The organism is Streptomyces lydicamycinicus (assembly GCF_000829715.2).
In the GTDB taxonomy this organism is placed as follows: domain Bacteria; phylum Actinomycetota; class Actinomycetes; order Streptomycetales; family Streptomycetaceae; genus Streptomyces; species Streptomyces lydicamycinicus.
Window position 1 is genome coordinate 1 of sequence record NZ_BBNO01000013.1, and the last position, 23,731, is coordinate 23,731.

The window sequence follows — 23,731 nt, forward strand, 5'->3', positions numbered from 1 at the left end:
CGGCCCTCCGGGCCGTCAGATCCCGCGCTCCGCTTGGGATCTGATTGCGCTTCGCGCAACGGGTCGCTTCGCTTCCCTTGGCCTTCCGGCTCCGCCTCCAGGCCGGCCCGCTGACGCGGGCGGCTGGCTACAAGGGGGGTCGGTGGTTTGGCCGACCACGGGCGGTCGATCACCAGGTCGCGTGCATCAAAATCGTGTGTGGATTAGCTCTGGAATGGTGCTCCCTCACCACTTCACGGGCACCTCCGCAGAACACGAGGCGCTGTACGCCTCCCTGAGCGCCCGTCATGGCGGCCCCGGAAACCAAGTTCAGAAGCGCCACCAGAACTCCACAACGCCAACACAACCCCTTCCGGTCCCTCGGCGGTCGGTTCCCAAGGCGTGCCAGCTCGGGCTTGCGCGGCTAACCTCCGGCTGCTCGAAGGTGCTGCTGCCACCCGGCAATAACGCTGCCGTGCACTGCTGTCCACTCCTCGCGAATCGCGCTCCACCCCCTTCTGAACTGGGGATTGAGGGAAATTCGCGAGAAATGGATCAGGCAGGGAGCGGGGGCAAGGGTGGCACCTCCAGCCGCGCCACCAAGGCGCCGGCCCACGCAACGAGAGGGCGACCATGACCATTCCGACCACCCACCACACGACCCCGCACACGCCCTTTCAGACGCTCCGCCAGGCACCTCTGAGCCGTCCCCCGCTGGCCGGGCCGCTCGTACCCGCTGACGCCTTCCAGCCGCCCGCAACCGGCGCACCCCAGGCCGGAGGAATGACCATCTACGTCGGCAACGGAGGCACGGTCAACAACACGTTCACCTCTGCGCCCGCCGTCGGGCCGGTTGCCGTACCGCCGCAGGGCCCGCCGGCCACCCACCGCACCTGGCTGACGCCCGGCGTGATAGCCGCAGCGATGCTGTTCGTCATCGCGGGAGCCTGCGGCCTGCTGTCTCTGTCCTATGCACCGCTGGAGCGAATGGCCCAGGTAATGACCGGCGTCGCCACAACCACTGGAGCCCTGACGGCGATTGGACCAGCCATCACAACAGCACTCCGACGCCACACCAACTACCAGTAACCCCCGAGGCGCCTCCCGGGCGTCGTGGAAACGCCGCGGCGCCCCGCACAGCAACGCACGGGGCACCGGGGAAGATGACAGCGCGGCCGGGACTGATTCCAGCAGTCCCGGCCGCGCTGGCTTCAGCGGGTCCTGCTTTCGGAGCAGCCGCCAAACGGCGTATGCATTGCGGGCCGCGCGCACCGTATCCGCCTCCGGCCGAGCCCGAGCCCCCTGCCAACGAAGCGCGTGGTGATCAGTGCGGTGGTACCCAAAGGGTCGGTGCGCTGGATCAGGGTCAGCCACGCGCGGGCGGTCAACACGGTGATGGTGTCGGGGTGGTTTGGGCCGTAGTCCGCTTCGAGCGGCTTCTGCAGGCGGTGGACGACGACGACCGCGGCGGACGTTCTCCCGGGCAGCGTGGACGACGGTACTCCTCGATACGACCAGCCCCAAGGGAACTATGCAATCAACCACAGCAACTCAGGCTTCTATGTACGATATAGATCCTAGAAGGGGGCAGTTATGAAGTTGACGGTATTTCAGTTCGAGGGCACCCCACAGGAGCTGGACGCTTCCGAAGCTCTGCGCGCACTGACCGGACACGGGGCGGCGCATGTCTTGGCGTTCTCCGCACCGGGGGCTAGCAGCGCCAACGCCACGCTGGGCAACGTGCCTGGCGTACCTGAGGAAGGGCAGGAGACGGTCCGTCGGCTTCTGGGGCGAGGACCTGCACCTGAGTTGTTCGTCGCGTTCCTGAGGGAGGTGGTCGAGTGGCCGAAGGTGGGCGTTCACGGCATCAAGCGCAAGAAGGCGATTGTCGGCGAACCACTCGACTACAACCAGTACCTCCGGCTTCGTAAGCAGGGCTCCTTGCTCGGCGGTTTCGCCTACATCTACGCGGAGCGCAGCAGCATCAACCTGCGGCTGAGCCACACGGAGCAGGAACTTCAGGCCATGGGAGTCGGCTCGGCTCGGGTTCTTACGACCGGCCCGCACGAGTACCGGGTCAGCGTCGACCTCACCGACCAGGCAAGCCTCGACGACGCGCTGCGCCTGGCTCGCATCGCCTACGACGCGACCTGACCCAGCCCACCTCCCGTCTGGAGCCAACATGATCTTGCGCCCTCATCAGCGCGAAGCGGTAGATGCAGTGCTGCGTTCCCTCGAGCTACGCACGGGGGACACCATTCCGGAGCGCGGCCTGCGAACGCAGGTGATCATGGCGACCGGATCGGGCAAGAGCCTTGTGGCCGCCCGGAGCACTGAGGCACTCCGGGCGGGCCGCGTCCTGGTGCTCGTACCCTCACTGGACCTGCTCGCGCAGACCGAGACCGCGTGGCGCGAGGGCGGCCGCACGGGCCCGATGATCGGGGTCTCGTCCCTGCGAGGCGAGGACGTGACCTTCCCCAACACCACGGACGTGGACGAGTTGGTCGACTGGGTACGGCCGTACGACAAGGTCACCGTGTTCGCCACCTACGCTTCCCTCGGGCTGGGCACCCTGGAGCGCGCGCACAAGGCCGGCCTCCTGGGCTGGGACCTGATCGTGGTCGATGAGGCGCACCGGACTTCGGGGCGGTTGGGTAAGCCGTGGGCGGTCGTCCACGACAACACCCGTATCCCGTCCCTGCGCCGCCTGTACATGACGGCCACGCCCCGGCTGTGGCAGCTGGACGAGGACGCCGAGGGCGCGCCGGGCGAGCTGGTGGCGAGCATGGAGGACGACCCGAAGGGGCCGTTCGGGGCCCGCTGCTACACGCTGACGCTGTCGGAGGCGATCGACCGGGGGATCTGCGCTCCGTACCAGGTGGTGTGCGTGGACATCACCGACACCCAGCTCCAGGCCGCCCAGCTCCTGGGTGCTGAGGGTCGCTCGGACGAGGTCCGCGGGGCCCGGCTCGCAGCGCTCCAGACCGCCCTGCTCAAGGCGTCCTCGGAGGAGAGCTTCCGGCGCACGCTGGTCTTCCACCACGTCGTGAAGGAGGCTGAGGCGTTCGCGGCCGGCCTTCCCGACGTCGTCGCGCAGCTGCACGCCGCGGACCCCGGGCTGTACCCGAAGACGATCTGGGCGGACTGGCTGTGCGGCGAGCACAGGCCCAACCACCGGCGGCGGGTCCTCGGGGAGTTCGCGGCCGGGATCGCCACGGACGGCACGGTCGTGGAGAAGGGCTTCCTGGGCTCGGTGAAGGTCCTGGGCGAAGGCGTCGACACCAAGAACTGCGACTCCGTCTACTGGGCAGACGTGCGCGGCTCGATGCCCGACCTCGTCCAGGCCGTGGGCCGCGCGCTGCGGATGCAGCCGGGCGAGGGCAAGGTCGCCTCGCTCGTAGTGCCGGTGCTGCTCGGGCCCGGCGAGACGGCGGACAACATGCTGACCTCCAGGGCGTTCGGCGGGTTGGCGAAGCTGCTGGAGGCGCTCAGGGCGCACGACGCCCGGGTGGTGGAGCAGTTGGCGCAGCAGCAGGCCCCCAGCGCCTACAAGCCCGCCCAGAAGGCCGCGCAGGGCCAGGAGAGCCGGGGCGAGGGGAACGGGTCCGGCGGCCCGTCGGCGCCCGCGCGGAAGCTGCTGAAGTTCAGCACGCCGCGCGACCCGGCGCAGCTGGCGGCGTTCATCAACCTGCGGGTCCTCAACCCCGAGCACGAGCACTGGCGGCGCGGGGTGGAGGCCGCCGTCATCTTCGCGCGCGAGCACGGCGACCTGAAGGTGCCGTTCACGTACCGCGTCCCCGAGGGTGAAGAGGCGGAAGGGGTCGGGTGGCCGGCCTCGCTCGCCAACTTCCCGCTCGGGCAGTGGATCGCCGACAACCGGCGCTTCTACGCCCGAGGGGACATGGACGAGGACCGCATCGAGCAGCTGGAGAAGCTGGGCATGGTGTGGTCGCACTTCGACGTCGCATGGGAGGAAGGTCTCGCGGCGGCGCGCGGGTGGGCCGAGACGAACGGGCACCTCCTGGCCCCGCTGGACGCCACACACCAGGGGTACCGGGTGGGCATCTGGCTGAAGAACGCGCGGGCCGCCGCCCGGAAGACTGCCGAGATCGAGCAGCGGCGTGCCGAGGGCCTGCCGGTGGAGTCGTCGGCCGGGGCGCTGTCGGAGATGCGGCGCGAGCAGCTGGAGGACATCGACCCGTCGTGGTGCCCGGCCTGGCCGGTGGAGTGGCAGCGCGCCTTCCACCTCGTCCGGCTCCACCTCGATGAGGTCGGCGGAGAGCTGCCGATGGAGCCGGGTGACGTCGTGCACCAGGGCGAGGACCTCGGCCGGTGGGTGCGCTCGGTCCGGCTCGGCTGGGACAAGCTCACCACCGTGCAGCAGTGGATGTGTGAGCAGGTCCTCGGGATCGAGCCCGCGGCCGAGGACGAGAAGCCGCAGCCGCGCCGTACGCAGGCCGACAAGTGGGCCATGAACTACGAGGCCGCCAAGCAGTTCTACGAACGCGAAGGACACCTTCGGGTACCCCGCAAGCACGTCGAACGGACCGTCGGCGAGGACCAGGAGGAGCGGGAGCTCCGGCTCGGAGCGTGGATCGCGAACCAGCGCAGCAGGGCCGCGACGCTGTCCCCGGAGCGGGTGGAGCTGCTGTCCGCGATCGGGATGCGGTGGACGTGAAGGCGCCCACGTCGGGCTGGCCGCTGGGAGGTTTCAGGTCGCCGCTGGTTCGTTTGGTATGGCTGTAGGCAGGGTCCGGATGCGCAGCATGCCGTCTGTGCCGCCTGTTGCGAAGAGTCTGCTGTCCGGTGAGAAAGCTGATGCTGCCACGTGGCCGTTGTGACCGATTTGCGGGCTGGGGAGCTCGGTCCAAGTGGCTGTTTCCCAGATGCTGAAGTGGAAGTCTGGGTCCTCCGGGGCATCGGAGACCCGGTCGCCGCTGATGGCGACGAGGATATGTCCGTCCGGTGAGAACGCCATCTCTGTGACCATGTCTCCTGGGCACTCGAGGGGCTCGTGGATCATCTGGCGGGTGCGTACGTCCCAGAGCTGCACATCTTCGCTGCCGGTGGCCAGAAGGTCGTTGTGTGGTGAGAGAGCCAGAGCGGTGACGTCCGAGGCATGTCCACGGAGGGGGGCGTCGATTCTCGTCTGCTCTGGCGCCTTCCAGAGGTGGGCGACGCCTTCGGCATGGCCGGTGATCAGCAAGCCCTCGGTGGAGAGGGCTGGGGCGCTGGTGAGGTTGCTGGCGAAGTGCTTCTCCGTCTTCTGTGGCTGCCGGGGATCGGTAATGTCCCAACGGCGGATCGTGCGTCCCTGGACATAGAGAGACCGGCCATCGGGGGCGAAGAGAAGACTGTCGCCGAAGCCGCTGGTGTGGAGGGGCTCTGCAACGAGCGTTCGGCTTTCTACGTCCCACAGGCGGGCGGTTGCGTCCTCGCTTCCCGTCGCCAGGAGCCGGCCGTCGGGAGAGAAGGCCACACTCGTCACACGGTCCGTGTGTCCGAAGAGCGCCGGTCCCGCCCTGCGCTGTGCGACGGTGTCCCACAGCTGCACGGTCTTGGCGCCGTGTCCGGTAGCCAGGAGATGGCCGTCAGGGGAGAACGCCACCGCCCACACCCCTCCGAGATCCTCAGCGGTCGGGGGCAGCTGCACATGCTCGCCCCGGCGCAGCGCGGCTAGGACGACCTGCTCAGACAGGGCGGCGTGGTGCCCTGTCGGCAGCGAGGCTGGGGTGTTGCTGTTCTCTGCGTGGCGCAACAGAGACAGCCGCTGCCAGCGATCCCGCCACTGAGGCAGGTCCGGATGCTGCAGTGAGGCGATCTTGTTGGTGTCGTAGGCCAGTAGGACGCGCACCAGGGTGAGGTAGTAGTCGCGGCTGGGCAGAGTGCGGCCTCGCAGGGCCGCACTGATCCCGGAGGCGGACAGGTGCTGGCCGCGCGGAGCCCGAGCCGCGATCTGTGCGAGCGTCGGGTCACCATGCAGTGCCCTGAGCGTGCGCAGTTCTGCAGCAGCGAGCCTCAGCTCTCGCCCGAAGTCACCCTTAGCTGTGCGCACATTGCTCCCAAATCCGTGTACGACGGCGGCTGTTCCGGCCATCTGCCCAGGTTAGGGAGCAGTGCTTGCAGATGACCGGAAAATGCTGCAGCCCGCTGGATTTGGCTGGAGAACTGCGCAGACTCACTCCGGTGCTGCTGTGTATGCGTCTTTTCGCGCTGTGCAAGAGAACAACCGCGGCTGGGCTCGACTGGGGGCCAAGGAGGTAGTGATGACAACCCGCCAGACACCCGGGGCAACACCCGCGCCGATCGCCGCTACGCTTAACACGCCACCCTGGACTCGGGCAGAAGCCCCGCAGGGACGCTCTCCAGAGAGCCGCAGCAGGACCGCCGACCGCGAGGCGCGCACCACCCCCACGCGGACGACACCACCACAGGTGTCCGCCGTCTCTGTTCCTCCGCCTCGTAGGAGACTCCCGATGTTTCGGGACCCGCACCCGCACTCCCCCATACCCGCCCGACCCGAACCGCCCGGCCCGGCCAGCGCAGGGATGCCGCCGGAGACCCCGCTGCTGTCGGTGCACGCCTCCGTGGTGTTCCTGGCGGCCGTCATCATCGGCCTCGTCATGGGCGGCCTCATGTTCCTCCACGACAAGTCCGTGCCCGCGGCCGTCGCGACGGGCCTGGTGGCCGCTGGAGGCAGCGTTCCCGTGCTGCACAAGCTGATCGGCTGACCGGCGGCGGGCCGGGTGCACATGCTGCGCCCGGCCCCGCCGCCTCCGTCAGGCAGCGTGGAACTGGTGGACGTGGCCGGCGCGCCACTCCACCCACTGCGGGTCGTCCGGGATGCCCTCGGGTTCCACAACGCCAGCGCCCTCGAGGAACACGACCAGGTCGTGGTCGCTGTCGGCGGTGCCGAGGATCTCGTCCTGGCCGTGGCTGTGCACGGTGACTCTCCGGCTTCCCGAATGGGATGGCCGGTGGACGACGATCGGCACGCTGGTCATGCCACCCAGCGGGCCCCGGGCCATCGGCTGGGCGAGTCGGCCCAGGGCGTCAGGGTGAGTCGCCGGACCAGTCCCAGCGGTTCCGCTCGCCGGGGCGCGGGTCGTACAAGGCCCGGCCGCGGGGGAACTGCCCGAGCTCGGTTGTCAGCGCGACGCCGGTCTGGATCTCGTCCGCTGTCCAGCCGGTGATGTCGAGCAACAGCCCATCGAGCGGGCCGCCGACCAGTTCGGCGTAGGCCCGGCCGGGCTTGGGGCCGGGACGCGGGTGTCGTGGTCCTCGCCGTAGATCCGGCCGCGCAACAACTCCTCATCCCTGTCCATGCGTCTCAGCCTCCCAGCCACTACCGACAACGCGGGCTTGCCCAGGTTCACCTTGGGCTTGCCCACGCGTCCAGCGGGAGGCTTGCCCAGGGTCAGGCACGGCGGGAGAACCAGCGGCCGGTCTTCTGCTCGGGCACGGCCTGGTGCTGCTCCTGGTGCTCGTTACCGACAGGCGCCTGCCGTACAGCGGCGGCCTGGGCCTGCTGCTTGCAGTCGTCGCAGAGCTGCGGGTGGGAGTCCCTGGGGGTACCCCAGTCCGTCGCCAGCGCCTTCTCCCAGCATTCGTCGGTGAACTTCGCCCCGCAGCCGGTGCAGACGGGACGGCGGGCCTCACGCTCGGCGGCCTTCTTCGCGTCCTGCTCCCGGGCTGCCCGTCGCACCTGTTCCTTGTACTCCTCCTGGGGCACGCATGGCCGCTTCCCGGGCGCCGCCTCGCGGCGGGGGGTTGCCGATCGCCTCCCGCAGGGGCTCCATGTGGTCGCGGTCAAGGCGGAGCAACGCCGAGTGGGCCTGGCCGGCACGGTGCCCAAGGCCGCGGTTCATCCCGGAGTGCACCCGGGAGCTCTACGACGCCTGCGGAAGGCCGCCCAGCAGATCGCCAGTCCGTACGCGGACACGGCTGTACCGGATGACGATGGTCGTGTCAGTCGTATGCCGATTCCGGTCAGTTGGGTGCCGAAGGGCTGGGATACCTGGGAGCAGGACGGCAGGCCGTGCGGTCCAGTACTCGGCGGAGGGGGCCACACATGTCGGGAAGCCATGGCGAGGATCCCGGAGACGCTCCGATGGCCGTGTTCCCGCCAGCGTCGGGGCGTGCGGCGGCGATGCCCCGGTTGCTGGACCTCGACAAGCGTGGAGAGCTGACGACCGCGCATGTGCGCCTGGTGGCAAAGGCGTTGGGGAAGTCGGAGCGGACGGTTTGGCGGTGGCTGGCCGCTGCCCGGGAGGATCACCGCCTCGCCCGGATGGAGTCGTCCCATTTCACGGTCACCACGGAGGTCCGGCGGCTGCTGGCGCTGTGGGGCGGTAACGCCTCCCGAGTGCACGCCGAGCTGGTGCAGCGGGCGGCCGGCGATCAGGACGTGCCCCCGGTGCCGTCGCTCTCCACCCTGCACCGGGCGATCCGCCGGGACCTGACCCGCGGGGAACGTGCCGGTCTCAAGAGCGGGGAAGCGGCACGACGCGCGCACGACGTGTTCGGGCAGCGGCCGGCCACCCACCGCAACGCCGTGTGGGAGGGCGATCACAAGCACGTGCCCGTCGAGGTGGACGTGGAGGGTGAGCTGGCCACACCGTGGGTGACCTGGTTCATCGACTGCGCCACCAAGGCGATCACCGGGGTCGCGGTCACCGCGCACGCTCCGAGCCGCGACGCGGTGCTGGCGTCCTTGCGCATCGCGATCACCCGCACCGAGCCGTTCGGTCCGGTGGGCGGGCTGCCCGGTCAGATCCGGGTCGACCGCGGCAAGGAGTTCCTGTGCCGGGCGGTCACCGCAGCGATGGGCGCGCTCGCCGTCCCCGTGACCGACCTGCCCGCCTACACCCCTCACTTGAAGGGCACGATCGAGGCGCTGAACGACGCGGTGGAGGAGATGTTCCTCGTCTCTCTCCCCCGCTACACGGACCGCCAGAAGCTCACCGGCGGTCGACTCGCCGACCCCGGCGCCCCGCCCCTGACGTATGAGGCGTTCGTGGGGTTGCTGCTGGACTGGGTGACCTGGTGGAACACTCGCCATCGCCCGTCCGCGCTGAATGGGAAAACCCCCCTCCAGGCGTGGCAGGCCGACGCGACGCCGCTCACAGACGTGCCCACTGGGCAGTTGGCGACGTTCGCCCTGGAGGACGACGGGCGTACGTACACCATCAGCACCAGCGGGGTGCGGTGGCGCCGCCGCGATTACCTCGCCCCGTGGATGAACGGCCGGACCGGCACCAAGGTCTCGGTACGCCACCTCCCCCATCACGACGACACCATCGAAGTCTTCGACGCCACCACCGGCCACCACCTCGGATCGGCGTTCCTGGCCGCTGCGGCGAGCCAGGAACAGATCCGTTCCGTCCAGGCCGCCCGGACCGCGGCCGCCCGCCGGCTCAAGGCCGACCTGAGGGCAGCGGAGAAGCTGCGTCGGCGGCGCTTCGAAGCCTCCACCACGGCTGCCCCGCCCATGCCTCTCACCTCCCCGACCTCCGCGCAGGCCGAAGAGGAACTGGGCGCAGCAGCGCAGACGGACCGCCGTGCGCTGGCCCGTCCCGATCTCGTTCCGCACGGCCCCGCACCCGATACCTGGGCCCGCCCCAGGCCCCCGCGCACACCCACCCCTGATGAGGACCAAGCTGATGATCGCTGACCTGGACTACGGGCTGCTGCCCGACGAGAGCGAAGACCACTTCCTGGGCCTGGAACAGGCCCAGCTGGTCGGCACCGACACGCTGCTGACCACGCGGGACAACATCGAGGCCGTCATCGAGGCCAAGGCCATGATGTGCGTCTACGGGCCGGCCGGATCCGGCAAGACGATGTCGGTGAACTCCGCGCTACGCCACCTCGCCCCGGACATCACCCACCGCCTGGAACTACGGGCCGGACCGACCCCCAGGGACATCCGACACGGTCTCTTCCAGGCGCTCGGGCTGCCCGGTGAACCGCCGACCCGCCCGATCGAGTTCGACACCCTCCTCAAGGAAGCGCTCGCCGAGGAGTTCCGGGTCCTGGTCTGCGACGAGGCGCAGTGGATGAAGAAGACCGGGTTCGAGTTCTGGCGCCACCTGTGGGACGACAAACGCACCAACATCGCCGTGATCTTCGCCGGAGGCGACGGCTGCTACAAGGTGCTGCGCCGCGAACCCATGCTGGCTTCCAGGATCTTCATCTGGCAGGAGTTCACTCGCATGTCCAAAGACGAGGTACGGGCCACGATCCCCGCCTTCCACCCCGTCTGGGCAGACGTCGACACCGCGCTGATCGACGCGATCGACAAGCAGGCCGCCCACGGCAGCTTCCGCAACTGGGCCAACATCACCACCCACATCCTCTCCGGCATGAAGAAGCTCAACCTCAAGCAGGTCGACGAAGACCTCGTGCGCTGGGTCTACAGCAAAATCGGCGGCATGTAGTGACGGCCGGCAGCCTCCCAGCCGTCACCGTCCTCCTCGACAAAGACGACCACCCCGACTGGACAGCCGCCGCGCACGCCGCGCACGACCCGGTCATGGGACGTCTGACCGTCGACCCCAGCCCCGCCAACGGAGCGCCCGCCGCCCTCGCCCACGACCTCCTCTACGCCCTGGGCAAACGCCTCCCCCAAGGCGGAGAAACCTACGGGACCTGGGCCGACTCCCAACGCCCCGCCTGGGACGCCGTCGCCACCTGGATCCTCACCCACCACATCAGACATCTCATCGTCTGCCGCACCGACCGCCTCACCACCGCCCGCCAGAAACAACTACTCGCCCTGCGCGAACGCTGCGGCATCCACCTCACCCTCCTCTGGCACCGGCCGGCCGGCCCCGCCCTGGACACGCTCCTCGAACAGACCCCGCACCACATAATCGACACCCTCCCCCAGGCCCTGGTCGCTACGAGCCAGCCGGGGTACCCGCCGACCGACGCCCGAAGCACCGCACAGCGACGGACCGACGAATCAACCCGTTACCAGGACGACGGCCAGTGGATCACCTCCCCCGCACCGTCGGACGGCACGGTGACAGACCGTCCGAAACGTTCCCCGTGCCAGGGCGCCCCCGTGCTCGTCCCGACGAACGGCGCTCCGCCCACGCAAGGGCCAAGCCGCACACCAGCAGACGTCCTCGCCGCACGGCTGAACACCGTGGCGCACCCCTTGCACGCCACAGCCCTGACCATCCACGCAGCAACCGGTGCAGACATCAACCGGCTCGCGCTTGTCCGCGGCATCGACATCAACGAAACAGCAACCGCCGTCAAAATCCACGACAGCACCGCCCACCGCAGATGCCGGCTCTACCCCCTCCCCACCTGGACACACCGCCTCGCACGCGCCGCCGGCATCCACGGACAGCTCAAGGACCGCGCCCCGGACAGCCCACTCTTCCCCCTCATCACAGTCCAGGACGGCGAACAACTCCGCCTCACCGCAACAGGAATCCACTACACACTCGGTCCCCATCGGTAGAAAGCGACGATGCCCGCCCGGCCTCAACCTTCGGCACCCAATCCCCTGCTACCACAACCCTGACCAGCGACAACACACCCCGCGCCATACCGACCGGCAACCAAACGACCCACACCATCACCAAAAACGACAGCGCCAGATCGGCATCCATGACAGCAGTCGAGCCACCCACAACAGTCCACTGAACAGCAGAGAGATCGATACTCACCCACTGACATCACAACACCGAACCACCACCGACAAAAACCAGCAGATCATCACTCTGACCTGTGGCTTTAGCCTCTTGCGCCGGAGAGGGTGGCGTAGGGGGGTGGTAGGGGAAACCGTAGGACGCACAGCAGGAGGCACGCCGGCAGGCAGCCCTTGGCGCCCTTCAACACCAGGGGCTTACCACCGGGCGGAATGCGGGCGGGTGCTCAGAGCGGTACGCGGCGGCCGCTCCCTCTGTCCCAGGACCGCGGCTGCATCCTCTGGGAATCGCCGTCCTGCCGGCACTGTTGCATCGACCGAGGGACCGGCGTCGCACGGTGGCAACAAGGTCATCCGCCCCGAAAGGATCCGGGCCCCGGGGTCGCGGTACGCCCGCCGCGCACTCAGACCAGGTTGTATTTCCGCAGGAGGACTTGTTCATGACTGACCGGCCCTTGACGCTCATGGCAGTGCACGCCCATCCCGACGACGAGGCCACCGGAACGGGAGGGGTTCTCGCGCGGTACGCGGCGGAGGGCATCCGCACGGTTCTCGTGACGTGTACCGACGGCGGTTGCGGTGACGGACCAGGGGGTGCCAAGCCGGGCGACCCCGGGCACGATCCGGCGGCCGTCGCCTTGATGCGGCGTCAAGAACTGGAGGCGAGCTGTGAAGCCCTGAAGATCAGCGATCTGGAAATGCTGGACTATGCCGACTCCGGGATGATGGGCTGGCCGAGCAACGACGCCCCTGGATCCTTCTGGCAGACCCCCGTGGAGGAAGGCGCCGCCCGGCTCGCGGAACTCATGCGGCACTACCGACCCGATGTGGTCGTCACCTATGACGAGAACGGCTTCTACGGCCACCCCGACCACATCCAGGCCCACCGCATCACGATGGCGGCGCTGGAGATGACCGCGCTGACACCGAAGGTGTACTGGACGACGATGCCCCGCTCGATGATGCAGCGGTTCGGGGAGATGGTGCGCGAGTTCCATGAGGACATGCCGGAGCCGGATCCTGCCGAGGCCGCCGCGATGGCCGAGATCGGCCTCCCCGACGATGAGATCACCACGTGGGTGGACACCACCGCATTCAGCGGTCAGAAGTTCGACGCACTGGCCGCACACGCCAGTCAGGGCGAGAACATATTCTTCCTCAAGATGGGCAAGGAGAGGTTCGGCGAGTTGATGGGCATGGAGACCTTCGTACGTGTCCAGGACGCCACCGGCGGGACCGTACCCGAGAACGATCTCTTCGCCGGACTGCGCTGATCCGACCGTCCGGCCGGGGCCTGGGAGCGGCCATCAGCCGCACAGCACGATCGAGCACGTCACACACCTGGAGGCTTGTCCACGCGGGTTCCGCTGCGGGCAGCCCGCGACCGCCTGGCAACCGCGCAGGTGAGAGACCCGCGGGCTGCCCACACGGACATGCGCCGTCGTCACGCCCCGGGCCGCATCGAGCTCCAGCAGCCGCGCCACCAGCACCGGCCTGGACACCCCCAACCGCGCCGTGACCTCACCCCACACGCCCGGCTCCCCCACCCCATACCCTCCCCCCCGGGACACCGGCGCCCACCACCGCGCCGCCGCGCGGCCACTGAAGGATCAGAAGTGCCGATCCCGAGACAGCGGAGCGGAGTGGGATGCCGCCCCATGACAGCCGCACCCGCTGCAGAAACCACCCACGGCAGAGACCTCGCTCTTACTCAACACCCGACCAGCGACAACACCCCGGCCTGACCTGCCCGTCACTGACACCCCACTGACACCGAACCGGCACATCGCAGCGTGGTCATCTGCGAACGCGCTTCACCTGCCTTCTGCCGCTGCACCCGGCGCTTGCTCGTCAGGTAGCGGCGTTTCCGGGATCTGGCCCGGGTGGTAGGTCCGCCGGTGCTTGGCGATCAAAGACAGCAGCACAGCCTCGCCGTCGGCGTCGGTGTCGATAGCTCTGGCGTCTCCGTCGGAGTAGACCGCCCAGGCCACCACCGGATCAGCTAACGAGGTTCCTCGCTCGGGTCCTGCCACTCCGTCATCCAGCCCCCGCCCGGGACGACACCCACGATCTGGCGACGCTCACGGACTTCCTTGAAGTCCTCGATGCTCTGTGCTCGTCGCAGCTCATTACGCCACAGCACCACTCACGGAGGGATGGACCGTTTGCAGTACCTGGATCAGCGGAGCAGCAGGTACAGGTGGAACCTGCTGGTCGAGGTCCAGTCGCAGCGCCATCGAATGACGTTGGTGTGGTTGTCCTTCCACCACTGACCGCTGCGGTCGCACGCGGCCTTCTTGTTGAATGTCTCGCCGGTGTCGTACCAGGACGAAGAGATCGTTGACGGGGCAGCAGTCGCCGTCGCCGGCACGGCGACAGCGGCGGTAGCACCCACAACAGCCGCCGCGACGGCTAAACGCATTCTCATAGGTGAACTCCACTTGCAGTGGGGGATGTTGGACGGTTACCAGTGCTCGGGATTCCCGTCGGGTCGGATGTTCCAAGCTGGTCCCTGGGTCTGGGGATGTCAGCACACAACCTGTCCGGGAAAGGCCCGGACAGGTCCGGGCTGCTCAGCCGGGCAGGTCGGACCCGTCCCGGACAGGTCCCGGACAGGTCGGAGTGTTGTCCGCGTTCGCTGTCGCCGATCGGCGCGTCGGCATAGTCCCACCGGTCCTGTTGTTCACCATCCGTGCGTCGTCCAGCGGTTGTCCGTCTTGCGGTTGGCACCGACGTCTGGGCACGCGGCGTGATGGCCGGAAAGCGCGAGAGCGCGCAAACCGAGGAAGTGCGGAGAATCCGTGCTTAAGCGTTGAAGACCGCCCCTGTGGTCCCGGTACGGGCAACCATCAGGAACATGAAGAGGACTCTTACTGTCGCCTCCGTCATCCTGGCCACCATCGCCTTAGCCTCACCTGCCGAAGCAGCCCCTGAGGGCACCCCGGCACGGGCATGCTCGCTGGGCACGGTCGATCTCAAACACCCCCCGCTCGGCTATCCCGTCGACAAGATCAACGAGGTGGCGAAGCAGCTGGGGCTGGCGGAAGCCACCGGCCTCGGCCTGGGCTGCGACAAGGCAGTACGGACCGACCCGTACTCCGAGACATACCCCTACCCCAAGGACGGCCCGGTCGTGCTCCGTGCCAGCGAATCGGACTCAGCTGTACTGCACCGACTCGGTCGCCTTTTTCGGCAAGGCCCTCGACACCGTGCCGGTGGAGACGCTCGTGGTGATCGGATCGGGCTGCGTCGTGGAAGCGAACCCGATCATCATCTAGCAGACGCCGCGTCCGGGAGCGGAGCGTTTACCGGGCGTCGGCGCCAGCTCGAAAGCGGAATGGCAAGGGCCCGGCCAGATGGTCGGGCCCCGTCCGTTCCTCGTCAGGCCACGGAGGCCGCGGATGCGGTGGACAGTGTGACCGAGCTGGTGGCGGCATCGGCCGATCACCGCCCCCACCGCCCGCGTCAGCCGCCCCACGGAGGGGATGTTGTCGGTGATCAGGGACAGGGGCTCCAGCCGCCGAAGCGGGCATCAGCTTGCGGGCAGCGTCCTCGTTGAGCCGAGGGCCGCGGCGGCCCGTTCGGCTGTCGTGTCCTGCCGGGCATCGTGGCCGGCCGGTACCCGACCTGTGCGGCGATTACCTCCAGCTGGCGGGCTGCCCGTACGGCCGCCAGCGGTGAGGCCTTCGCCGGCTTCTCGGTCTCCTCCTGCAGCCGTGCCGGCAGGGCAGTGACCGTCCCGGCAAGAGAATGGCCGACTGCTCGACTTCGGCGGGGTGCGTGTCCAGTCCTCCACGCAGGTGTCCGCCGTGCCGTGAGCTGCCTCGATCAGCTTCTGCTCGCCGACCGCGTCCCAGTCCAGGCGGTGTTCTGGGCCATTCCAGCCGCAGGAACACACCGCGCGCAGTGCGGCCGCCCGCGGCCCGTGCGCGATCTGGCCGTCGTAGACGCTCACTGCGACACCGACTGGCCGCCTGTACCGGAGCCTGTATCGAAGAAGACGGGGCCGGGACGATTCCGTCGGCCAGGAGCACGCCGACCACACCCTCGCGGGAAGAGCCGAACTCCTCCGTCGTCCACCCCTCCCGCTCACCCATGACAGCCTCCAGCCGTTCTGCCCATACCCTTGGCGCCCGAGCAGGCCCGGAGACGACGAAGCCGCAGCACCGACGGGCCCACTACCGGATTCACCGAACGGGCGTGAAGCCAGATCAAACCTGTGGACCCGCCCGCGGACTCCGTGCGCCACATGCCCCAGGGCAGCACTCCAGCTTCGCCAGAAACAAAATCGGTACCCAGCACCGCCCCCCAGCGGCGCCTCCGCCCTGGCACACCCCGGCGAAGCCGGCGTCACCGTCCGCGCCTACGCCGGCCTCCGCCGTGCACCCCTGCCGACACCAGCTTGCCCCGGCACCGGCTGACAACTCCGTCGCCACCAGTGCCTCAGGGGCGGGCAGCTACCGCATCTACTCCCGCTCTGCGCAGCTTGCGGGCGAGATACTCCACCTCCGGCAGCATTCCTGAGTAGACCCCGGCCAGCACCTGGCCCAGGACAGCCTGGGCCTCCGTCAGACCGATGCCGAGTTGAGCACACAGCACCTTCATGAGGGTGACACGCTCCACCGAAGGATGCGTCACGTGCAACACGGCCAGCCCATGGTCGGCGAGCAGCCGGTCCCGCAGCCAGGCAGAAAGGGCTCGGCCACAGTCGGCCTTCGCCTGCCCGCAAGCCAAGCAAACGGACTCCACGTCCCACCGCAACGAGCCACCGATCACACCGTGCACGCCCCAGCACTCCAGCCGCGCCCCGCAGTCCACGCACGGAGCGATGTACCTGACGGATTCGACGACCGCCTCTTCCATCCCCACCCCTCAACCACCATGAGGTTATGTACTGAGCGGACGCCGCGGCGTAGGGGCGTTGGTGCTGCGGCATGACTTGCCACCCCCCGGATGGCTACCACCGCCTTCCCGGGCCACGGCTCACAGCAGCGCTAGCAACAGATCATGATCAAGACGACAGGCCGCGCCTTCGCGGCCGCGGCCCTCGCCCTGCTGCCCCGCGCCGCGCACCTGTGGGCCTCTCCCGACCGACCGGTGAGCAGACTTGCCCACCGGCCACAGATAGTCACCGATCAAGGGTTCCGACACCGGCACACAGCCTGTCTTTAAACCTCTGCGCCTCTGGGGGGACGTGCTTGATCATGGGTGGATGACTGCCTTCTACCATGTGTGCTTCGTGGTCCCGGACATCGAGCAGGCGATGCAGGACTTTCAGCGTGCGGCCGGGGTTGAGTGGAGTGATCCTGTCTCCGACCGGCTTGGTGAGTGGGACTACCGCATCGTCTTCACCACGGGCGGGCCGCCCTTCATCGAGCTCATTGAAGGGCCGTCAGGCAGCCCCTGGGATGCCTCCACGGGAGCCAGGTTCGATCACATCGGCTTCTGGACCAGCGATGTGCGGCAAGGGTCCCAGCGTTTGGAAGAAGAGGGCATGCCCGTGGACTTCTCCGGCTGCCCGTACGGTCGACCGTTTGCCTATCACCGGATGGACAGCGTCGGTACACGGATCGAACTCGTTGACGTCAGCAGGCAATCCAGCTTCCTCAGCAGGTGGAATCCGGACGGGAAGCCGATGCCCGCCATCGACGAGCCCTCCAGAAGCTGAGTTCTCATCGCATGGCGCTCAGCTGGACGCAGCGACGCACCGCAGGTGCCGGCCTACGGCAGAGGCCGGTGAACAGCACAGCTCACCGGCGGGTTCAGGGCCGGTCAGCGGTCGCGGCACTCATCCAACACTCCGAGACGCTGATCACCTGGGCGGCCACCACCCTCACGACCAGGCGCCCGGCCCGGAAAGGCGCCACCCCAGCTGGCCGAGGAAACAAGCCACCAGCCGACACCTGACGGCGCTTCTTCTACTCGGTGCCTGACCCGAAGACCGGCAAGCCCAGAAAGCCGCCGGACGACAGCGAAATACCGGCTGATCGAACCTACGAGGGGAGGTGGCCTGTGAACGCCGTTTGGAAGTACGCATTCTTGGTGAAGTGCTCGAGATAGCGGGGGTCACTCACTTCGAGGGTGAAGTCGGCGGACGTCCCCTCGTCTTCGTCGAGATCGGTGGAGTCGTCCTCGCGGATCTCCCAGGAGACGATGATCTCCTCGGCGCGGCGGGCAAACTCCTCCGACCGCGGAGCGAGGCATATGTAGTGGGTGCCGTCCGAGAAGCCCCGCCCGCCGTGGGGGTCGAGCCGGCCTTGGTAAAACTCCTTCGCCTTGACGCGAGGTATGCGCACCTGGGTGGAGCCCTCCTCCAGCAGGTAGCCCTCCACGTCAACACGCACCGTCGGTCCGAGGTACAACTCGAAAAGCTCTTGGAACTCGGCTTCCGTTGCGGCGGAGACAGGCCCGGCCCCGAAGTCACCGCCCTCCTTCCAGGCATCCATGATGAGCTGCAGGCCGAATACGGGCCCCTGGGAGAACCCGTAGTTGTCGGGATCGCGGTACTGAACACTGCCGGTGAGGGTGGTGCCACGGCGCGCACCGGTGAAGACATCGAAGATGTAGGTCATGCGCCTGGATCCTAGTGATCAGGACTGACAACTGCCCTGGTGCGGCGGAACAGTCAGATCAGCGGCTCGATTGTCTCGCGGACAGCATGTCCGAGCAGGCCACGTCGTCCGCTTGTGGTCCCCCGAGCAGGGGACGTGCGAGTCGGTGTCCCGTTCGGCCAGTTGACCAGGCCAGCCCATGATCAGAAACACGCACGAACAGCCCCTGGTGGACCACTCCAGGACTTCCACCGGAGAGCTGGGCTCAGTCGTGCTCAGCCTGTGGTTGCTGGGCCAGGAAGTGTGCTGCTGCCTCGATCGCTTCTTTCTTGAACTTTTCCACTGGTACACCCCAGCTGTCGTCCCAGTCGTCGAGGTTGTAGGCACACACGACGAGCGGCTGCAGTGCGTCCGGGTAATCGAGGTCCCAGGCGACGTCGCGCCAGATCCGGAAGGCGCCGGCCGCAGGGTCGAGGGAACCGTCCACCATGCGCCCGGCGAGCCACGAGGCCAGGGCCCACTTCGCCGACCGGGGGTTGGGTGGTACCTCTATTTCCAGCCCCAGCTCGTACAGCACCCGCTCGAAGAGTTCCGGCGCCTCGAGCTCTTCGTTGCGCCCGAGGCCGGCCAGCATCGTAAGGGACTCGCTTTCGACCCCGGCAAGCAGTGCGTCCAGACCGGCCTGAATGAGCATGTCGGACCCGAAGTATCCGCCGAAAGCTCGCTCGTGCGCGAGCCGGCTCAGCTCCTCGAGCGCCTCATCATGAGTCACCGGGCCTCCTGTCAACGGACTGAACCGCAGCCTCCTTACAGCCGCGACAATTGAGTTCCCGCCCCAGGCGATCGATCTCGCGGAGCTGATGCCGTAGCGGCCTGCTGCCTTCAGCTGGCCAAACAGGACACCCACGTGAGTTTATCGGGGCCGGTGTGACTGCCCACTCCCCCGAGTGACCGCCATCCGGATCCTGCACGGCCACCAGCCCGCCGGCGCGATCAACAGGCCATGATCAAGACGACTGCCCGCGCCCTCGCGGCCGCGCCCCTCGCCCTGCTGCCCCTCCCCGCCACCACCCCCGCACACGCCGCCGAGACCCTCAGCGCCACGACGCCATCGAAACCCTCCCCCAGGCCGCCGAGTCCCGCGACGGCTACGAGCGCACCAAGTTCAAGCACTGCATCGACAAGGACAAGGACAGCTGCAACACGAGGGCGGAAGTCCTCCTCGCCGAAGCCGTCACCCAGCCCACCATCGGAGCCGGCTGCAAAATCACCGGCGGAACCTGGCGCTCCTACTACGACGACACCACCGTCCAGGGGCCGTCCGGCCTCGACATCGACCACATGGTGCCGCTCGCCGAAGCCTGGAACTCCGGCGCCTCCCAATGGACCGCAGCCCGGCGCCAGGCTTACGCCAACGACCTCGGCGCCGAACGCTCCCTGGTCGCCGTCACCGCGAAGAGCAACCGGTCCAAAGCCGACCAGGACCCTGCCCAGTGGATGCCGCAGGCTGCAATGCCGCGGCGACCCGTGAGCCGTGGTGAGAGTGGGTCCGGAGCGATTCTTCTGAGGGTCGGCCCGAACGCAGGATCGGGCCGGTGGGCTGCGGGCGCCCGGCATCTCCGCGACCGAAGGCCGCGGCATCACAACAGCTTCTACGCGAGGCGTTCGAGGGCCCACTTCCGGTAGGAGTCCCCATGGTCACACCGTGGCACCACAGCGGGAAGGTACATCCCAACGAGTCGTGGGAGCTGGAGCAGGCATCTCCGTGGTCACGCACCACGGCACCACAACAGCCCCCGCCGTCACCGTTGCGAACGCGTGAGGCGACGCGCCTCCGCGGTCACGAACCGCGTCACCACAACAGCGGCCACCGGCTCGCTCACGGCGCCGACTCGCTCCCCCGCATATCCGCGGCCAGGGACCGCGGCACCACAGCGGCTTGTTGTCCTGGACGAGCTGTGGCGCGTCCTGCGGACGCCTTCGCAGTCCTGATCTGCGGCACCACAACAGTCCGTGGCGGTCGATCCGGCGCAGCAGCGGGCCGGGGCATCTCCGCGATCACGCACCGCGGCACCACAACAGGATGTCGTCTATGGACTTCGCCCAGCGTCGTCCTTTGCATCTCCACGGTCGGGAGCCACGGCACCACAAAAGCGCCATCCACGCGAATGTTCGTCTGGGGGTTCGGGAATGATCAGTACCGTTCCGACCTGCGGTGGACCCGTCCTCGGCGGGGCTGGTGTGCAACCCTGGACACCCATGAACGAGACCGGGACTGAGACCAGAGTTCCGTTGGTTGTCGCTGGTCAGCGGGGTATCGAGGCGCCGTGGTGACGTGGGTCGGGTGACTCGCTCACGCTCTCCGGAGCCCGGGTGGATCAGAGGCGCGGTCTGCATGGTGGCGACGCCGCATCCACGCCGACCTACTGGCTAGCAGTCTTTGCACTCCTTGAGTCCCGCGATCGCCAGCGCGCGCTCCTCAGGGTGCTCGTCGGCTCCGGGCAGGGCGAGCGCGGTGTGGAACTGCTCTCGTGCCTCGGCGACGCGGCCTGCCGCGGAGTAGGTGCGGCCCAGCCGGTAACGGATGTCCATCTCCAGCCGGTCGCAGTTGGGTTCAGTGAGTGGGGACAGCGTCCGGTGCTGGGAGAGAGCCTGGTGGTGGAGGGCCGCCGCGGCGCTCAGGTTTCCCTCTCCATGCTCTGCCGCGCCCAGCCGGGTCAGGACGATCGCGTGCATGAGGACGTCCCCGACCCGCTGAGCCAGGTCCGCCGCTCGGCGGTAAAGGATCTTGGCTTCACCGTACTGGCCGAGGTCGAGGTGGACGCCGGCGGCGTTGCCCAAGGCCATGCTGATCATGCGAGGTCTGCCGTTCGTCTCGGCGTGGGCGCGGGCGGCGGCGAAGCAGGCCAACGCCTCCTCGCATCGCCCCTGACTGTGGTGGACGGCGCCGAGTACGCAAAGCCCCATCGCGGCGAGCCAGTGGTCGTCGAGCCGCTGAGCCAGCTCAACTGCCTCGGTGAGACAGGGAATTGACCGCTCGACCCGGCCCGAATTCAGGTCGGCGGCCCCCAGCCCGGCCAGGGCCCGCGCCTCTTCGCGCCGGTCCGCGCGGCGGCGGCTGAGGTGAAGCGCCTCGGTGAACCAGGCGCGCCCTTCGCGGATGCGGCCCTGATAGATGTCGGTGACGCCCATGCAGTTCCGCAGTGCGGGGGCCATCCGCCGGTCGGTGGCCTCGTCCGCATGCGCGAGCGCGATCTCCAGGGCTGTTCGGCACTCGTGGTAACGGCCCCGGCGTACGAAGTAGTCGCTCAGGGCCTCGGCGATCCAGCACGCGTAGTCGGCCTCGCCGAGCGCTGCGGCGTGCCCGACGACGTCGACGAGCTCTCCGCTCGCCGCGTCCAGCCAGCCGCCGGCGTCCTTCCAGTCCGCGAACGGCGCTCCGGCGGGTTGCGGCCCGGTGGGGAAACCGCCTTGGCCCCAGTCGCTGGTGATCCGGCCCGCGTCCAGATAGAGGCGGAGTACGGCTGTACGGGCCGCGCCGGCTTCGGCGGGTGCGGCTTCCGCGAGCCGCCGCGCGTGCACCCGAACCAGGTCGTGCAAGCGGTAGCGGCCCGGACGAGTCTGCTGCAGCAGACTCGCGTCGACCAGGCTTTCCAGGGTCTGCTCGGCGTCGCGGGACGAGCAACCCAGCATGGCCGCTGATGTCAGCGGGTTGAACTCGACCGTCGGCGACAGGCCCAGGGTACGGAATCCGCGCTGCTGCGCCGGCGCGAGCTGGTCGTACGACAGCCGGAAGGCCGCCTCCACGCTGCGATCCCCGGCACTCAGCTCGCCGAGGCGGCGCTCGTCGCCCGCCATCCGGTCCACCAGGTACGCCAGCGTCCAGGCAGGGCGGGTCTGCAGCCGTGCCCCGGCGATGCGCAGCGCCAGCGGCAGCCCGTCGCACAGCCGGACCAGCTCACGCGTCGCCTCCGGCTCCCGGTCCGCGCGCTCCTCCCCGACGATGTGCCTGAGCAGGGACAGCCCATCGCCTGTCTCCAGGGGCTCCAGCGTGACTCGTCGGTCGGTGTCCAGTCCGGCCAGCTGCCGCCGGCCGGCCACCAGCACCATGCTGCCCGGCCCGGCGGGCACCAGCGGCCGTATCTGCTGCGCGCTCAGCACATCGTCGAGCACGAGGAGCAGCCGCAGCGAGCTGGTCGCGGCCCGCCAGGCCGCGGTGAGTTCGTCGAGGTCGTCAGGCACCTCGCTGTCGGCTGCGCCGACCGAGCGCAGCAACCGCCGCAGCACTCGCTGCGGCGGTTGCCTCTGCCGTTCCGTGCTGTGCGCGCGCAGGTCCACGAACAGGCAGCCGTCCGGGTAGTGGGCGCGCAGCGCACCGGCAGCGTGGACGACGAGCGCGGTCTTGCCGACGCCGGCCGTGCCGTCCACCGCCACGATCGACACGGATTCGGGCGGCGAGGACGCGGTCAGCAGCGCCAGTTCGCGCTCCCGCCCGATGAGGCGGCCGGTGTCGCCCGGCAGTTCGTTGACCGCGCGGCGGGGCCGGGGCCGGTCCGGCGGAGCGGCAGAGCGCGCCGCCGCCGGACCGAGGAGCTGCTCGTCATCCCGGCGCAGCACCGCCTGGTGCACCCGACGGAGTTCCTCGCCGGGATCGACCCCGAGCTGGTCACGCAGCCGCTCGCGCATGTCCTCATAGGCGCTCAGCGCGGCCACTTGGCGTCCGATGCCGTACAGGGCACGCATCCTCAGCGCTGTCAGCGACTCGTCGTACGGATCGGACTCGGGCAGAGCGGACACAGCGGCGAGGTCGTCCAGGGCATCGGCGGACCGGCCGAGAAGAACCAGGCACTCAAGCCTCTCCCGCTGAAGCGTGCGCTGGCGCTGCGACAGCCGCTGCCGCTCGCCCTGCGCGAACGGCCCCGGCAGCCCGGCCAGGGGCTCGCCTCGAAACAGGGCGAGCGCCTCGGTGAACCGGTCCATTGCGGTGGCCAGGTCACCGGATGCCCTCGCGCGCTGTGCCTCACCGACCCGCTCGGCCAGCTCCGCCACATCGAGCCGCACTCCGTCGCCGACGAAGCTGTACCCGCCCCGGCCACTGCGGATCACCGACCCTGTCCGTCCGGCGCCCTCCGCGTCGAGCGCCTTCCGCAGCGGGTAGACGTAGCTCGGCAGTACCCGGCGACCGGACCTCGGCGGCTGTCCACCCCACACGCCGACGAGCAGCTGCTCCTGGCTGACCAGCGGGCCCGGACGCAGCACCAGCGCGGCCAGCACCGCCTGCCGCCGAACCGGCCCCAGGTCCAGCGGCGTCCCGTCACGCCAGGCCCGCACCGGCCCGAGCACCGCGATCCGAAGCCGCTGATGCGATCCCCCGTCCATCCCGAAGCCTCCGCTCCCCCGCATCATCGAGATTTCATCGGCATTTCAGCGCCTCCCGCAAGGGTTGGCAAGTCACCACCGAGAACCGCTGGGAAGCAAGGGAACGGCGAGAGAGGGAAGGCACCGGGCGCGGGCTCGGCCGGCTCCACGGCACCCG

At 68.7% G+C, this 23,731-nt stretch carries 19 protein-coding genes and 2 pseudogenes; 11 read left to right on the forward strand and 10 right to left on the reverse strand.

All coding sequences use genetic code 11. The annotated features are described in order from the left end of the window. Positions 1-762: 762 nt before the first annotated feature. The 3 genes from TU31_RS34675 (at position 763) to TU31_RS34685 (ending at position 4,657) form a co-directional block, all read left to right on the forward strand. Positions 763-1,068, forward strand: coding sequence for a hypothetical protein (locus TU31_RS34675; RefSeq protein ID WP_042162216.1), 306 nt, complete (start codon positions 763-765; stop codon positions 1,066-1,068). Between the two features lie 504 nt (positions 1,069-1,572). Next, positions 1,573-2,133: a hypothetical protein gene (locus TU31_RS38890; RefSeq protein WP_158894849.1), complete on the forward strand. Its 561-nt coding sequence runs from the start codon at positions 1,573-1,575 to the stop codon at positions 2,131-2,133. A gap of 28 nt (positions 2,134-2,161) precedes the next feature. Further along, positions 2,162-4,657, forward strand: coding sequence for a DEAD/DEAH box helicase (locus TU31_RS34685; RefSeq protein ID WP_078886111.1), 2,496 nt, complete (start codon positions 2,162-2,164; stop codon positions 4,655-4,657). A 33-nt stretch (positions 4,658-4,690) separates the two neighbouring features. On the opposite strand, the gene TU31_RS36115 is transcribed toward TU31_RS34685, so the two are convergent. Beyond that, on the reverse strand, positions 4,691-6,076 hold the full coding sequence (locus TU31_RS36115; RefSeq protein ID WP_078886112.1) for a WD40 repeat domain-containing protein: 1,386 nt from the start codon (positions 6,074-6,076) through the stop codon (positions 4,691-4,693). Between the two features lie 379 nt (positions 6,077-6,455). Between TU31_RS36115 and TU31_RS34695 the strand changes: the two genes are divergently transcribed. After that, complete coding sequence (locus tag TU31_RS34695) at positions 6,456-6,710, forward strand: hypothetical protein (RefSeq protein WP_245698966.1); 255 nt, start codon at positions 6,456-6,458, stop codon at positions 6,708-6,710. Between the two features lie 48 nt (positions 6,711-6,758). Here the strand turns inward: TU31_RS34695 and TU31_RS34700 are convergent, their stop codons facing one another. The 3 genes and pseudogenes from TU31_RS34700 to TU31_RS34710 form a co-directional block, all read right to left on the reverse strand. Next, positions 6,759-6,923: a hypothetical protein gene (locus TU31_RS34700; RefSeq protein WP_370682786.1), complete on the reverse strand. Its 165-nt coding sequence runs from the start codon at positions 6,921-6,923 to the stop codon at positions 6,759-6,761. 109 nt (positions 6,924-7,032) lie between these two features. Then, a pseudogene (locus TU31_RS34705) lies at positions 7,033-7,304 on the reverse strand (hypothetical protein). Positions 7,305-7,396: 92 nt separating this feature from the next. Beyond that, entirely contained in the window at positions 7,397-7,711 is a 315-nt protein-coding gene (locus tag TU31_RS34710) for a hypothetical protein (protein ID WP_042162220.1), read from the reverse strand. 417 nt (positions 7,712-8,128) lie between these two features. Between TU31_RS34710 and TU31_RS34715 the strand changes: the two genes are divergently transcribed. The 4 genes from TU31_RS34715 (at position 8,129) to TU31_RS34730 (ending at position 12,918) form a co-directional block, all read left to right on the forward strand. Continuing rightward, a complete protein-coding gene (locus TU31_RS34715; protein WP_052719149.1) occupies positions 8,129-9,652 on the forward strand; it encodes a TnsB C-terminal domain-containing protein in 1,524 nt (507 codons plus the stop codon). Further along, positions 9,627-10,418, forward strand: a complete 792-nt coding sequence (locus TU31_RS34720) for an AAA family ATPase (RefSeq protein WP_245698967.1) — start codon at positions 9,627-9,629, stop codon at positions 10,416-10,418. The genes TU31_RS34715 and TU31_RS34720 overlap by 26 nt, the downstream gene beginning before the upstream one ends. Continuing rightward, complete coding sequence (locus TU31_RS34725; RefSeq protein ID WP_052719141.1) at positions 10,418-11,455, forward strand: hypothetical protein; 1,038 nt, start codon at positions 10,418-10,420, stop codon at positions 11,453-11,455. The genes TU31_RS34720 and TU31_RS34725 overlap by 1 nt, the downstream gene beginning before the upstream one ends. 629 nt (positions 11,456-12,084) lie before the next feature. Further along, positions 12,085-12,918 (forward strand): PIG-L family deacetylase, encoded by an 834-nt coding sequence (locus TU31_RS34730; protein WP_042162223.1) that lies wholly within the window; start codon positions 12,085-12,087, stop codon positions 12,916-12,918. Between the two features lie 728 nt (positions 12,919-13,646). On the opposite strand, the gene TU31_RS38895 is transcribed toward TU31_RS34730, so the two are convergent. Further along, a complete protein-coding gene (locus TU31_RS38895) occupies positions 13,647-13,790 on the reverse strand; it encodes a hypothetical protein (protein WP_158894852.1) in 144 nt (47 codons plus the stop codon). Positions 13,791-13,823: 33 nt separating this feature from the next. Then, complete coding sequence (locus TU31_RS38900) at positions 13,824-14,072, reverse strand: hypothetical protein (protein WP_158894855.1); 249 nt, start codon at positions 14,070-14,072, stop codon at positions 13,824-13,826. Between the two features lie 712 nt (positions 14,073-14,784). Here TU31_RS38900 and TU31_RS38905 point away from each other — a divergent pair. Further along, positions 14,785-14,922 (forward strand): hypothetical protein, encoded by a 138-nt coding sequence (locus TU31_RS38905; RefSeq protein ID WP_158894858.1) that lies wholly within the window; start codon positions 14,785-14,787, stop codon positions 14,920-14,922. Positions 14,923-16,087: 1,165 nt separating this feature from the next. On the opposite strand, the gene TU31_RS40025 is transcribed toward TU31_RS38905, so the two are convergent. Continuing rightward, positions 16,088-16,267, reverse strand: a complete 180-nt coding sequence (locus TU31_RS40025; RefSeq protein ID WP_245698968.1) for a hypothetical protein — start codon at positions 16,265-16,267, stop codon at positions 16,088-16,090. A gap of 589 nt (positions 16,268-16,856) precedes the next feature. On the opposite strand from TU31_RS40025, the gene TU31_RS34750 reads away from it, so the two are divergent. Then, the gene (locus tag TU31_RS34750) at positions 16,857-17,312 is read left to right on the forward strand and encodes a VOC family protein (protein WP_042162229.1); all 456 of its coding nucleotides are present in this window, start codon (positions 16,857-16,859) and stop codon (positions 17,310-17,312) included. A 325-nt stretch (positions 17,313-17,637) separates the two neighbouring features. Here TU31_RS34750 and TU31_RS34755 read toward each other — a convergent pair whose 3' ends face one another. Continuing rightward, positions 17,638-18,216 carry a hypothetical protein gene (locus TU31_RS34755; protein WP_042162230.1) on the reverse strand — a complete coding sequence of 193 codons (579 nt, stop codon included), beginning with the start codon at positions 18,214-18,216 and terminating at the stop codon, positions 17,638-17,640. 244 nt (positions 18,217-18,460) lie between these two features. Further along, entirely contained in the window at positions 18,461-18,967 is a 507-nt protein-coding gene (locus TU31_RS34760) for a hypothetical protein (RefSeq protein WP_042162231.1), read from the reverse strand. A gap of 231 nt (positions 18,968-19,198) precedes the next feature. Here TU31_RS34760 and TU31_RS37530 point away from each other — a divergent pair. Beyond that, positions 19,199-19,716 (forward strand): annotated as a pseudogene (locus TU31_RS37530) (HNH endonuclease family protein); the annotation flags it as partial. A gap of 909 nt (positions 19,717-20,625) precedes the next feature. On the opposite strand, the gene TU31_RS34765 reads toward TU31_RS37530, so the two are convergent. Beyond that, positions 20,626-23,574: an AfsR/SARP family transcriptional regulator gene (locus tag TU31_RS34765; protein WP_042162332.1), complete on the reverse strand. Its 2,949-nt coding sequence runs from the start codon at positions 23,572-23,574 to the stop codon at positions 20,626-20,628. Between the last annotated feature and the right edge of the window lie 157 nt (positions 23,575-23,731).

What these genes read in the sequence shown, in the direction of transcription:
- TU31_RS34695 (WP_245698966.1), top strand. Translation starts at nt 6,456, where the DNA reads ATGTTTCGGGACCCGCACCCGCACTCCCCCATACCCGCCCGACCCGAA.
- TU31_RS36115 (WP_078886112.1), bottom strand. Translation starts at nt 6,076, where the DNA reads ATGGCCGGAACAGCCGCCGTCGTACACGGATTTGGGAGCAATGTGCGC.
- TU31_RS34730 (WP_042162223.1), top strand. Translation starts at nt 12,085, where the DNA reads ATGACTGACCGGCCCTTGACGCTCATGGCAGTGCACGCCCATCCCGAC.
- TU31_RS34755 (WP_042162230.1), bottom strand. Translation starts at nt 18,216, where the DNA reads ATGACCTACATCTTCGATGTCTTCACCGGTGCGCGCCGTGGCACCACC.
- TU31_RS34685 (WP_078886111.1), top strand. Translation starts at nt 2,162, where the DNA reads ATGATCTTGCGCCCTCATCAGCGCGAAGCGGTAGATGCAGTGCTGCGT.
- TU31_RS34715 (WP_052719149.1), top strand. Translation starts at nt 8,129, where the DNA reads ATGCCCCGGTTGCTGGACCTCGACAAGCGTGGAGAGCTGACGACCGCG.
- TU31_RS34720 (WP_245698967.1), top strand. Translation starts at nt 9,627, where the DNA reads ATGAGGACCAAGCTGATGATCGCTGACCTGGACTACGGGCTGCTGCCC.
- TU31_RS38890 (WP_158894849.1), top strand. Translation starts at nt 1,573, where the DNA reads ATGAAGTTGACGGTATTTCAGTTCGAGGGCACCCCACAGGAGCTGGAC.
- TU31_RS34675 (WP_042162216.1), top strand. Translation starts at nt 763, where the DNA reads ATGACCATCTACGTCGGCAACGGAGGCACGGTCAACAACACGTTCACC.
- TU31_RS38900 (WP_158894855.1), bottom strand. Translation starts at nt 14,072, where the DNA reads ATGAGAATGCGTTTAGCCGTCGCGGCGGCTGTTGTGGGTGCTACCGCC.
- TU31_RS34750 (WP_042162229.1), top strand. Translation starts at nt 16,857, where the DNA reads ATGACTGCCTTCTACCATGTGTGCTTCGTGGTCCCGGACATCGAGCAG.
- TU31_RS34765 (WP_042162332.1), bottom strand. Translation starts at nt 23,574, where the DNA reads ATGGACGGGGGATCGCATCAGCGGCTTCGGATCGCGGTGCTCGGGCCG.